This is a genomic window from Pelatocladus sp. BLCC-F211 (assembly GCF_041928655.1).
Lineage (GTDB): Bacteria > Cyanobacteriota > Cyanobacteriia > Cyanobacteriales > Nostocaceae > Pelatocladus.
In genome coordinates, this window is sequence record NZ_JBHFLM010000151.1 from 1 (window position 1) to 12900 (window position 12900).

Sequence of the window (12900 nt, forward strand, 5' to 3'; positions counted from 1 at the left end):
TGGGTTACTCTGCGATCAGCCGCGCAGGGCGCGTCTACGTTCCTCAAACGCCAGGTGCTACAACTCTTGGGACCCCCGCAACGCACTGGCTCCCCAACCTACGCTAGTTTTAGTTTTTAGCCTTAACTGAACCGTATTGGACTATATCCACCGATGTGTATCGGTGGTCGATATCTAAAAACATCATATTTGTCATATCTTCACTTCATATCAACAGTACTGACAGAATTCTTAATTCTCTTTCCTCCCTATATCAATAGGTTTCAGTTTCTATATCATAAAATGACTTTTTCTGTAGTCTACTTAACGACATTTTCATAAAAAATATCATACACTAGAAAATATAAGCCTTCCCCAAGATATAAAACACGGAAGGATACGAAGAAAAGCAATATACCAGGAGAAAAATCGTATGCAAACAGTCCTGGGATCAACAGAATTGGAATATGCCTTTTTATTTACCCTACGAAAGGTAAACTCCATAACTACAGAAGGTTTCCAACCATTTTTTAATAACTTACCTGTTGATCCTTATATTAAAGGTAACTATCGTACCAGAAGGCTATCACGTTTTATAGTTTCTGAAGATAGATTAATCAAATTACCTCATGGTTATCTGTTTCAAAGCAAAGATTATAATCCCTTATTGGGTGATATCAAAAGAGAGTTTGCAGAATTAGATGATGCACTCATAGAACTAGATATATTTCAAAACCTAGTTTTAGCATTTAGTGATTCTTGTAAACTGCATCCAGAAGCAGAAATCGGAGTGCATCAAATCAGAACTAGTTGTTCACCAGATAATTTTGGTAATCCTGCACCCGAAGGGATTCATAGAGATGGGACTGATTTTATCGGTATCTTTTCTGTTGATAGAAACAATATTCAAGGAGGAGAAACCCATTTATATACAGCCAAGAAAGAAAAGCCCGTTTTCAATAAAATTCTCTATCCAGGAGAATTACTACTAATAAATGATCATCAATTCTTTCACTTTACTACTCCGATTAAACCCATAGCAGATGGCGTAGGAACGAGAGATGTTTTTGTACTAACTTCGCCAAGCTTACTTTCTGATTAATTGGTTGTTGTTTATCTTGCTAACCAATAAATAATAACTACTTTAATCAACAGCAAATATTTTACAATCAACAAGATATGGGGAATTGAAAGCAGTCATTTCCCCAGCTTCTTTCCCTGGGATTGGAAATAATCTTGCTGATAAAGGCTTATCTAGCTTGATGGCTAAAGTTGCTATATCCATTAATATTGCTGCAATCTTTTCTGTAGAAATATTACCAGGTATGGGAACTGTATCAAGTCCACAACCACAAACTGCTGAGTACAATAGTAAATTAGTAATATCATAAGTTTGTTCGTTTGCTCTGGCTGCTAAACCTACATCTTCGCAAACAGGAAGCATCAAACCAGAATAACCACAGATTTTTACTGGTACACTTTTTAAAACACGAGTCAACATCCCAGAAACTGTTAGTGTTCCTTGATAGCCAAATTTGCTATTCATCAGTTTTTCATAAGCAAAAGCAATACTTTCTTGTCGCTCTAAAGGTGGTGCTAATGATGTATCAATACCGTTATAATTAATACCAAATTGTGCAGAGATTTTTTCACCTATATCTGCTAATTTATTTAATTCATCTGCTAAAAATAATTGTAGATTTTTTTCTGCTACTTGCATGTTATTGTTTGCTGTAGTAAAAGCTTTCATTACTAAATCGCTGCACTCTATACCAAGAGCAAAAGATGTATCACCTTCATGGTATGCAGCAGGAAAAAATGGTATGGTTGAGTTACAATTTGCCCAAGCACAAAATCGAAAGTTGCCATAACCATTTTCAGTTTCTTGAGAAATACGTTTAATTGCTTTTGCAGATTCTAAAGTACTTTCATAGTTAATACCAGTTTCTTTGTCGCCAATTTTAGAGGAAGAAAAAATTAAAGATGTGGTTTTCTTGATTTCTGGAATGATAGCAATGTTTTCAGGACGGTGGGCATATCCAATATTAAAAAAATTGACATTAAGCTCATCACAAAATTTTTCTAAATTTTGAATAATACTTACAATTTCTGCGGGAGAGAAATCTTGTAGATATTCTTCCCATGAATTTGTCGCTATTCTAGTTGTTTGAACTTCATGACCAAATTGTTCAAACAAAATTTTTGCTTTTTGATTGAACTCCGCTGCTTGCTTAATCTTATCTTTTTCCTTGGGAGAAGCTAAGGAAATACCTGTTGTAATAGTTCTAATTTTCATATTTAAATTTCAGTAAGTTTATATAATCTGCTATTGTTTATAATTTTATTATAGCAATCCTAAATGAAGGGTAAAAATTAAGAAAGCCAGATCCCCAATTTATTCAATAAATCAGGGATCTTATTGTTCAAAAATTTTGCAAGTTTTACCCTGCAAGTGAATTGATAAAATTGGAATACGAACCAATAATTAATTTCACGAAGATCATAATAGCGTTTCCTAAGCAACTGAGGTATACCCCAATCCTTCTTAATAAAGTTAATAGCTTTGAAAACGTACCTCACTAGGTCGAGAACCGCTATAAGACGCACGAAGTGCGGCTACCTTTGGTAGGCGCGTTAGCGACTTCTGCAAGTAGACAGGGAGTGTCTACTCGACAGAGTAATCCAAAATCCTGTTAGAGGTTGACTCTACAGAACAAGAATTAAAGATTACCAAAACATATGATTAAGAAAGTGATGTAATAACTTTGGTTCTTTCGGTTCTTGATAATCTTTCGGTAATAAATCCGTCAGCGCTGCTTCTAACTGATCTACTATTGCTTGTATTTGTTGTGCTTTAGGACGACTAGATTGAGGGGAAAGAATCGGTTCGCCAAATCGAACAGTTAATTGTTTGCAAAGGTACAAATCTTGTGTACCAATTAAAGCTACAGGTAAAATTGGTACTCCAGAACGTAAAGCATAAATAGCAACACCACGTTTGAGAGGAACAAATAACTGAGCTTCGGCATTTCCCAGTCTTCCTTCTGGAAATAGAATTATACTTTCCCCACGAGCAAAAATGCCTTGAACAATACGATCTAACCGTCGCATACATTCTATAGAGTTACCTGTGGGGACATATTTTTCTATAGCATCTGCTAATTCAACTAAATCTTTATGTCCAGTTTTCGCAGCTTGTATTACTGCTAATTCTTCTTTCCAAATCCGTTCTATAGGTATGACTCCCTTAGCGAAATGTAGAAATTGTCGTTTCCACCACTGGTTATAAAGAGTACGAGCATCGCCAAAAATATAGCTGTAAGGATGTGCGGGTAATTCTGATAGTAATAAAAACGGATCAATATGATTCAGATGGTTAGCAGCAATTAACACTGGTTGAGTAGGAATCCGTTCTGAAAACTCAACTTTTATCCGAAATAAACTATGGATGAGAGTCCGTATTACCTTTCGCCGCATCTGGCCACTAACTTTGTGTTCCGAAGCACCTTCAGCAATTGCTTCCGCCGACTGTAGCGCTTGGCGGATAATTTCATTAGCATGGCGATCGCGTGCATAAGCAACACCTTCTTTTGCACGTTGAATTGTTGCTTCTGTTAGCGGTATCAAAACTGCTTCTTGTGCATCATGGGAATTTGGCTGAGGAATCAACGGACTGTTGGACATGAATTTTATTAGCAATTCTTGATATTGAACCGATTTGGGGAGGTTATTCTAGGGACACACAGCTGTGCTAACCTACAAATTCCCAATCTGGTGAGTTTTTAACAAAAAATGTGAAATGGCATTCTGTTATTAATCTATGTTAAAGCTTGCCTTAGTGGTAATTTGACTTGGGCAGTTAGCTTTATGTCCTAAGATACTCATTGGCAAAAAGCAAGAATTACAGCCTTGAGTATGAATTTTTGGTAGACGGTTAGCTGATTGTCACGATTAAAGACGTCATAACCAAGAAAAAAAGCTCTCTTGCCTTTAGCACACAAGAGAGCAGCGGTGTGGTGTGAGGAGCAAATTTAATGTTTGCTACCAGCAATTCTACCAGAATATTTATGAATAATTAATGACATAGGTATGAAAATTATGTATAGATACGTAGCAGCTTGTTACGACACATTACTATCAATACCATATATCTTATAACTCTAGGCTCTCAAGGTTTGTTTTGAAATTTTGATACTAACTTTATTTTTGTCAACTAAATTAGTATGTTGTTTTTTGTAGCGGCACTTCACGAATAACCCTTATCTAAAATTCAGTGTGCGATCGCATCAATTCATGCTCCCATTCCCGAATACCGCTTTAATCCTTGTCGCCATAACCAACGATTCAAACCCAAAAACAACAAAATCCAACCCAACATTGACACCAATCCCTGTGTCAAATTTACAGGTATTCCGACCAAAATACTCGCAGGAAAATTAATTAAATAGGGAAAAGGAGTAAAGAGTACTATCGTCCTGACTGATTCCGGGAAAACCTCAAGAGGAGCAATCATACCAGATAAAAACAAAAAGAACAAAAACCAGAAATCTTCTAAAGCGCTGGCTCTTTCTGTCCAAAAAGAAAATATCGCAAAAGTGTACTGAATTACGAAGCGTAAAATAAAAGCTAAGATCACCACTAAACTAAACAATAAAAAAGTTCCTAAATTCGGTATCCAAAAAGCTTGGGGATATAGTATGAAAAACAATCCTACTAACAGAATTGCGAACGGTATACGAGCAACTCTTTCACTAACATGGGCAGCAACATGATGCCATACTGGATCAATTGGTTGTAGCAATCGGTTAGAAAGTTTACCTTCTACTACTTCCCTTTCCACCTCCCAAATTACCCATACAACTGTGAACTGTCTCACCAGAAAAACAGCCAGAAAATAACGAGCAAAATCCACGGGTGTTAAACCGAATTGTCCACCTTGAGCAGCTTGTATCCAAACTCCCATCAGGATAATTGGTAAAGAGCCAGCTAAAACCCATAAAATTAGTTCTGCACGATACTCCACCATGTAAGCATAGTACACAGACAAAAAAGTTAATGTTGTTTTGATTAGTCTTTGCATAATTAGTCAATAGTCAATAGTTATTGGTCAATAGTCATTAGTCATTAGTCATTGGTCATTCATTACTAACCAGTAACAACGTACAAACAACTATTTTTAGCTACTAACTACCCCTGCTTGAAATACTCTTCCAATGACTTCTTCTACTGGTGGTTCATTCACGGTTAAATCAATCACATCTAACTCTGCTAAAATCCGCGAAACGGTGCGTGTTAAATCTTCTTGCTGCACCATAAAACACACCATCCGTCCATCTAATTTTTGGACATCACCATAGAACATGAGTCTTTGTTTTGACAGAGGTTGTGTTAATTCCACATGTACTTCTCGATAAGGTGCAAACTTTTCTAATAGTCCATCTAGACTACCGTCATACATCAACTTACCTTGGTGAATTAATAATACCCGTTGACACAGAGCGGTGATATCTGCCATGTAATGACTCGTCAACAGTACTGTGGCTTGATAACGCTGATTATACTCTCGTAAAAAGTCGCGCACTCCCACCTGAGCATTAACGTCTAGTCCCAAAGTTGGTTCATCTAAAAACAGTACCGATGGACGATGTAAAAGTGCTGCTAAAATTTCTGCTTTCATCCGCTCACCTAAAGACAGCTTGCGGACTGGTTGGTTAAGTTTTCCTTCTAGAGACAGCATTTCGGTGAGTTCGCCGACTCGCTTGCGAAATTCGCGATCGCTAATATTGTAAACAGCAGCGTTAATTTTTAAAGAATCTAATGCTGGCAAGTCCCATATTAATTGTTGCTTTTGCCCCATTACTAAGGTTATTTTTTGCAAAAATGCTTCTTGGCGACGAAAGGGAACATAATCAGCGACTTTAACTATACCGCTAGAAGGATGAATCAACCCTGTCAGCATTTTGAGTGTGGTAGTTTTTCCAGCACCATTCGGCCCTAAAAACCCAACTACTTCACCAGGTGCTATTTCAAAGGAAACATCTTGAACTGCTTTAATTTGGCGATAGGTACGGCGAAAAAAGTGGGTAATTGTTCCCGCAATACCTGGTTCTTTCACAGCGACAGGATAAACCTTGCTCAGATTTTGAGCTTCAATGATTGGCATAAGGTAAATGGTAGTTAGTGGTTAACGATTGTTTGTTGCGATTTCCAAATACAACCAACAAAATCATCGTAGACGTCCTGATCGCAAAATACTAATAACCAGCCACAAACCTAAGAAAGTTGCCGTAGCGAATAATACATTACTCAGAAGAGAAAACTGTGGTGTTCTCGCATTGCTAGAAATAATTGCTGCTCCCATAATTAGTGAGCCTACTAGGATACTAAAAGAAAGCCGATTGGCTGCATCATCGGTGGTACGGCGCAAGCTATCTAGACCACGTACATTTAAATTCCACTGTAATGTCTCTGATGTGACTCGATCTAGCAGTAATTCAATTTGTCGGGGAGATTGTAAAGAGAGACTTTTAAGGTCTAATGCTGTTCTCAGGAGCGATCGCACTGGTGATTCTCCGAACAACTGACGACGGAATAAATCTGTAATCAATGGTTGAATTTCATCTATAAAATTCAGATCAGGATTAAATGATCGTGCTACTCCCTCTAAATTAGCTAGGGTTTTAGCATACAAACCCATATTACTAGGTAAACGAATTTTATTATTACGAGCGACTTGTAACAGTTCATAAATGATCTGACTAAAATTCATTTGCGCCAAGTTCAAGTTATAGTACTTCCGCAACATCCGGTCATAATCATTTTCGAGACGAGACAAAATTACAGGTTGATTTGAATCCGCTAACTGCAAAGTTAACTGGGCGCACCGTTGAGCATCTAAATCAACTATTGCTAATAACATTTCTGTTAAAATCTGCTGTGTACGCGGATCAAGTCGCCCCATCATTCCGCAGTCAATTAAGGCAATCCGCCCATCTTTAAGATAAAAAATATTGCCTGGATGGGGATCGGCGTGAAAAAATCCATCTATATATAATTGTTGGAAAAAAGCACGAAATAACAACGTAGTAATTTCTTGTCTTTCTACAATCGGGCTTTTACCGTTTTGGCTACTTAAATTTGCCGATAACAACGGTACACCATCCAACCATTCCATGACTAGTAATTTTTGTGTTGTCAAATCCCAGTAAATTTGCGCGACTTTGATCTGATTTGGATCAAACCAGCGACTCGCAGATAAATTGCGCCGCAAATCGTCAGTATAACTAGCTTCTAGTGTGAAATCTAACTCTGCTTCCAAGGCTTTGACAAACTCTTCGGCGATAGATTTGATTTCGTAGCTTTGACCAAATTCAGTGCGTGCTACTAAATCAGCAATACCTTGAATCAGAGCAATATCTCCGGCAACAGTAACATCAATTCCTGGACGTTGCACTTTCAAAGCAACTTCTTGACCATCTTTGAGGATAGCCCGATGTGTTTGAGCAATGGAACCGGCTGCTACTGCTACAGGATTAATAGTTGTGAAGGTTTCTTCTAAAGGTTGTTTGAGTTGTTGACGAATCAGAACTTCTATTTCTGACCAAGAAACTGGTGGTACTTCATCTTGTAGTGTTGATAGTTCTTCGATATAAGAAGCACTTAGCAAATCTGGACGGGTAGAAAGTAGTTGACCCAATTTGACGTACACAGGCCCTAAATCAACCAAGATATTTTTTAAAACTGCTGGTGTGGGTAATTGAGGCTCATCAGCTTTACCACCTGTGAGCAATCTTCGCATATAGTCCCAGCCATTACGGAAAAGAACTTCAACGATTTCTCGTTGACGGGGAACTGTTTGAGTAAGAAACATAATTTTAATAAATCGCTAATAAGTAGAAGGAAAAAGAGGAAAATAATTGTTAACTGTTTTGGGGTATTTAAAATTTCACTTCATACCCCGAAAACGTGCTTTTGCTTGCTCAAATGCATCTTGCATCACAGATTGAATTTTCTGCGGATCGGGTTTTTTGCCTCCCATTAAATCACCGAAGTATACACAAGCACCTTCGCCTAATGCCCAGGTATAGGCAGCAGACCAAGAAGCAGCAATAACACTGCCGAGTCCAGGTATAAATTTAACTAACTCTCGTGCTATAGCCCTTGCAAAAAAACCACCTGCGATCGCACTCACGACACCACCAGCTTGAGAAGGTGTAAGTGTCTGTCCATATAATTTACCTAATAAGCCGACCATTGATACTTGCAATGCAATTAACACAGGCATTGTAGCTAAAGGTAAAGGTGTGGCAGCGATCGTTGCTGCAATAACAGCAAATGCCAAAATATAACGACGTCCCACATCTCGGTAGAGATTACCAATCTTTTCACCAGTTTCCTGATCTAATAACTGGTGAATTGCTCGCGCTTCAGCTTCTGGTAGTAAATCTGCTAGAGTATCTCTCAATACTTCTAAGCCGTAAAACACTGGCGTGTAGCCATCTTCTTCCAGGGTAAAGTCGATGAGTACAGAGCGATCGTAAAGTCCAGCAAAGCTTTCCTGTATAGCAGCAAAAGCGCGGTTGAGTTCTTCGTATACTGGTGGATACTCTGGATGATCGGCAACATCAGGAGGATAAACCTCATGTAAACAGGTAACTGCCAGTACACAGGGAATATCTGGATATTTTTGACGTAACTCCTGAGCAATTTGTCGTAGTGTATCGGTGGCGAAGTCGTTAATTTTAACAGTGAGAATCATGACTTTGGCGCCACGAGTCTCTTTTTGCAAATCACCAATTAGTTCTTGAATAACTATCTCAGTATCTTGATTAACATCACCTAGCCCGACAGTATCAGTAAAAATCAGCAAGGGTAGATCATTGGAAGGATAAGCGTAGCGCTCGGTGTTTTGAGTATGGGGACGAAATCCTTGACCAACAATTTCAGCAGAAACACCAGTTAATCCCCTGACGATAGAACTTTTACCAGCTTGGGGCTTACCAATCAATAAGGCTTCTGTGGTTGGTAGTTCTGCTCGTACTTGCTCTAAAATCTCTGCAACTTGAGCTTCACTAACACTAAACCACTTCACAAACGACTGTGATATTTTTTCTACGGGTAGAATTTGGATTAATCGTCCTGTTGTTTGATTCCAAACACTTGCAATCGGATTTGTATTAGCATGATCTACCGACTCTTTATTGACATCATCAGTCGGTTCATTTGAGTTTTGAATATTCGCTGATGGGAAATCAGGCTTACGTTCTTCAGTCATTGTCCTTTAAAAAATCTCTTTAAAATAGACAAAATACGGTAATGATAAAAATAAGCCATTGTGCTGACAGCATATTTTTTGCCAGCATTATTTAAGAGGAAAATTTGGCGGAAAACTCAATAGTTTGTACGTCAAGCCTGAACTGGTATTTTGTTCAGTATTAAGGGTTTGTAGTAAGCACTTTAGTGCTTAAAAAATTAGCATAGTTATGTTTATTCCGACCGACTTACTTATGTTACTAACAAGTTGCTGATGGTTTATAGCAAGCGCTTTAGCGCTTACTACAAACAAATTTTCCTGCATTAGTCAGGCTTCTTGAAATGTAACACTATAGTCTTGATGACAACCAGAGTCTCAAGATAGACACTAATGAGACAGTTATCAGTTCACTGATTGAGGAATTTAGCTACTGTCTGCACATCTTTATCGCCACGTCCAGAACAGTTAATCACAATCCGGGGACTACCGCTAAGTTGGGGACACAAGGTTTCGAGGTAGGCGATCGCATGGGAGGTTTCGAGTGCAGGTATAATTCCCTCTAAGCGCGAAAGTTTTTGGAATGCGGCTAAAGCTTCAGCATCAGTCACACTATAATATTCAGCACGTCCAACATCTTTTAAATAACTATGTTCTGGCCCGACACCAGGATAATCTAAACCAGCACTAATTGAATGGGCTTCTATCACCTGTCCATCGTTGTCTTGTAGCAGGTAACTCATGGCTCCATGCAATACACCAACTCGCCCTTTTGTCAAGGTGGCTGCATGTTTTTCTGTATTCACACCTTCGCCAGCAGCTTCCACCCCAATTAACCGTACAGATGGCTCATTCACAAACTCGTGAAAAAGTCCCATGGCATTAGAACCACCACCGACACAAGCCATGAGAATATCAGGTAAGCCGCCCCATTTTTCTATTGCTTGAGCGCGGGTTTCTTGTCCAATCACTGCATGAAAATCGCGTACCATCATCGGATAAGGATGAGGCCCAGCCACCGAACCCAAGATATAGTGAGTAGTTTCGACATTTGTCACCCAATCCCGAATTGCTTCCGAAGTGGCATCTTTAAGTGTACCTGTTCCCGCTGCTACTGGTCGGACTTCTGCCCCCATCAGCTTCATTCTAAATACATTCAAAGCTTGACGTTCCATGTCGTGAACGCCCATATAAATCACACATTCTAAACCAAAACGAGCGCAGACTGTCGCTGTTGCTACACCGTGTTGACCAGCACCAGTTTCGGCAATAATCCGCTTTTTGCCCATGCGCTTTGCTAACAACACCTGACCGATCGCATTATTTATTTTGTGAGCGCCTGTATGATTTAAATCTTCACGTTTTAAGTATATTTGCGCCCCTGTGCCATCTGGACGAGCATAATGGGCGGTGAGACGTTCGGCAAAATATAAAGGAGTGGCACGTCCGACGTAATCACGGAGTAATTGTTGTAATTCTGCAACAAAAGCAGGTTGATTGCGATATTGCTCGTATGCTATTTCTAATTCTGCCAGTGCTGGCATTAATGTTTCTGGAACATATTTACCACCAAAGCGACCAAAGCGTCCTTGGGGGTCGGGGTGTTGATTAGTTTGGAAATTGAGGAAAATGGGAGTAGTAGTCATGCGATTTTGGATTGATGAGACAGAGGTGAAGTTAAAAAAGTTACTTTATTGAGTGCTATTCCACTTATGGAACTTGAAGTTTTGTAGCCTGCGAGGAATTATCGGTTAAGTGCTGAAGTTTAAACTACAAGACGAACTTAATTATAAAAAAGTCTGAAGCGCATTAGGATAAAAACAGACTAGTTAAGACTACTAAACAGTTGTCAGTTTTTGATAACTGTACAGACGCGTAGACGCTCGTAAGAGCGTCTTCAAGGTAAGAGTAGAATCACGCTCTAACTGATAACTGTTCACTGATTATTAAGTTTATGGCTTCCCCCAAGGATAAATCATCAAGCGATCGCTTTGCCTACCGTGAATTTGGTGACAACTACTCGCCAGCATTAGAAAGACCAACTCAAGAACTACCACCCGAAAAACAAAATGTACGGGTACAAGCAACTCGCGCTGGACGCAAAGGAAAAACTGTCACTGTCATTAGCGGTTTTCAAACCAAACCAGAAACTTTGCAAGCATTAGTCAAACAGTTGAAAACTCAGTGCGGTACAGGTGGAACAGTTAAAGATCACGAAATAGAAATTCAAGGGGAACACAAGCAGAAAATCTTGGAAATTTTGCTCAAGCTGGGATACAAAGCCAAAATCAGCGGTGGTTGATATTTAATAGAGACGTGATTCATCGCGTCTGTTATCAATTTTAATCCTTGTAGGACTAGCCCTTTCAAGGTGTGATGTTCTTTTCTTTGTGTCTTAGTGTCTTGGTGGTTAAAAAATCCACTTTTGAAACACCAAGACACCAAGACACGAAGGTGAAAAGAGCAAATATCGGTATTTTTGTGAAGATTTTTACCCACCTTGAAAGAGCTGTCCTGTAGGACTTACGCACTATACAAATTGGCTATCATGTGGACAATGATTGGTTCAGAACACAAGTGCGTTCGTTCAAAAACAAGTCTGTAGCGATCGCCTGAGTAAGGTTAAAATCGATAATACTCCCAGACAACCAAATATCCTTATGCACATAATAGACAATTTGTACAGTGCGTAAGTTCTACCTTGGTGATAGTTATGACTTCTGCGGGACTACCTACTGAAGAGAGAGTACTTGTTACTGGCGCCACTGGCGGAGTCGGACAGCTGGTAGTAAGTAAGCTGTTAGAAAAAGATTTTAAAATTCGCATTCTGACACGCAACACTGCTAAAGCCCAAAAAATGTTTGAGGATAAGGTAGAAATTGCTGTCGGTGATCTACGCGAAGAGGCTACACTTCCAGCAGCAATGGAGGGTGTTAACTACATCATATGTTGTACTGGAACTAGTGCTTTCCCTTCTGCGAAATGGGATTTTGAGGAAACACCTGACTTAATTGCATGGAGCAAGCTGTTTTTAAATCCTTCAGATGCTAAAGCTAAAGCAAAAAATAATCCTGAAAAAGTTGATTTTCAGGGTGTCAGCGATTTAGTACAAGCAGCACCCTCTGGATTGAAGCGCTTTGTTTATGTATCTTCCTGCGGAGTTCTACGCAAAGACAAGTTTCCCTATAGTATTCTCAATGCCTTTGGTGTACTAGATGCGAAACAAAAAGGTGAGGAAGCGATCGCTAATTCCGGCTTACCTTACACTATTATCCGCCCAGGTCGCCTAATTGACGGCCCGTATACTTCATATGACCTCAACACTTTGTTGCAAGCCAAAACCGGGGGTAAGCTTGGTGTAGTACTGGGAACAGGTGACAAACTCACTGGTCAAACTAGCCGCATTGATGTTGCAGCAGCGTGTGTGGAATGTCTCACGAATCCTGATTGTGAAAGAAAAGCTTTTGAAATAGTTAACAGTGGATCGCGACCTTCTGTAATTGATTGGGAGGCGCTTTTTAAGGAAGCTGGTTGACACTCCCTGGGCTAAAGCCACAGGGATTCTTGGTTCAACGAGTCCACTTAGATTAGACCCCTTGCGGTATCTAACCCAGAGGTGGTTCTCTCCACGCCAGGTGCTACAACGGGGGGAACCCCCGCAACGCACTGGC

Annotated in this window: 10 protein-coding genes; 3 read left to right on the plus strand and 7 right to left on the minus strand. The window is 39.5% G+C overall.

The features are described 5' to 3' along the window. The first annotated feature begins 412 nt into the window (after nt 1–412). Complete coding sequence (locus ACE1AT_RS18935) at nt 413–1081, plus strand: 2OG-Fe dioxygenase family protein (protein WP_374871070.1); 669 nt, start codon at nt 413–415, stop codon at nt 1079–1081. Between the two features lie 42 nt (nt 1082–1123). Here ACE1AT_RS18935 and ACE1AT_RS18940 read toward each other — a convergent pair whose 3' ends face one another. The 7 genes from ACE1AT_RS18940 to trpB all read right to left on the minus strand — a co-directional run bounded on the left by ACE1AT_RS18940 (nt 1124) and on the right by trpB (nt 10875). Beyond that, on the minus strand, nt 1124–2275 hold the full coding sequence (locus ACE1AT_RS18940; protein ID WP_374871072.1) for a DUF711 family protein: 1152 nt from the start codon (nt 2273–2275) through the stop codon (nt 1124–1126). A 431-nt stretch (nt 2276–2706) separates the two neighbouring features. Next, on the minus strand, nt 2707–3663 hold the full coding sequence (locus ACE1AT_RS18945; RefSeq protein ID WP_374871074.1) for a lysophospholipid acyltransferase family protein: 957 nt from the start codon (nt 3661–3663) through the stop codon (nt 2707–2709). Nucleotides 3664–4270: 607 nt separating this feature from the next. Next, on the minus strand, nt 4271–5059 hold the full coding sequence (locus tag ACE1AT_RS18950; RefSeq protein ID WP_374871076.1) for an ABC transporter permease: 789 nt from the start codon (nt 5057–5059) through the stop codon (nt 4271–4273). A gap of 96 nt (nt 5060–5155) precedes the next feature. Then, the gene (locus ACE1AT_RS18955) at nt 5156–6142 is read right to left on the minus strand and encodes an ATP-binding cassette domain-containing protein (protein ID WP_374871078.1); all 987 of its coding nucleotides are present in this window, start codon (nt 6140–6142) and stop codon (nt 5156–5158) included. 63 nt (nt 6143–6205) lie between these two features. Next, entirely contained in the window at nt 6206–7849 is a 1644-nt protein-coding gene (locus ACE1AT_RS18960; protein WP_374871080.1) for an ABC1 kinase family protein, read from the minus strand. A gap of 75 nt (nt 7850–7924) precedes the next feature. Continuing rightward, on the minus strand, nt 7925–9253 hold the full coding sequence (locus ACE1AT_RS18965; protein WP_374871082.1) for a GTPase family protein: 1329 nt from the start codon (nt 9251–9253) through the stop codon (nt 7925–7927). Between the two features lie 386 nt (nt 9254–9639). Beyond that, entirely contained in the window at nt 9640–10875 is a 1236-nt protein-coding gene (trpB, locus tag ACE1AT_RS18970; protein ID WP_374871084.1) for a tryptophan synthase subunit beta, read from the minus strand. A gap of 308 nt (nt 10876–11183) precedes the next feature. Here trpB and ACE1AT_RS18975 point away from each other — a divergent pair, with 308 nt between their 5' ends. Both ACE1AT_RS18975 and ACE1AT_RS18980 read left to right on the plus strand, forming a co-directional pair. Continuing rightward, nucleotides 11184–11531: a translation initiation factor gene (locus tag ACE1AT_RS18975; RefSeq protein WP_374871086.1), complete on the plus strand. Its 348-nt coding sequence runs from the start codon at nt 11184–11186 to the stop codon at nt 11529–11531. Between the two features lie 411 nt (nt 11532–11942). Next, nucleotides 11943–12764, plus strand: a complete 822-nt coding sequence (locus ACE1AT_RS18980) for an SDR family oxidoreductase (RefSeq protein WP_374871088.1) — start codon at nt 11943–11945, stop codon at nt 12762–12764. The last annotated feature ends 136 nt before the right edge of the window (nt 12765–12900 follow it).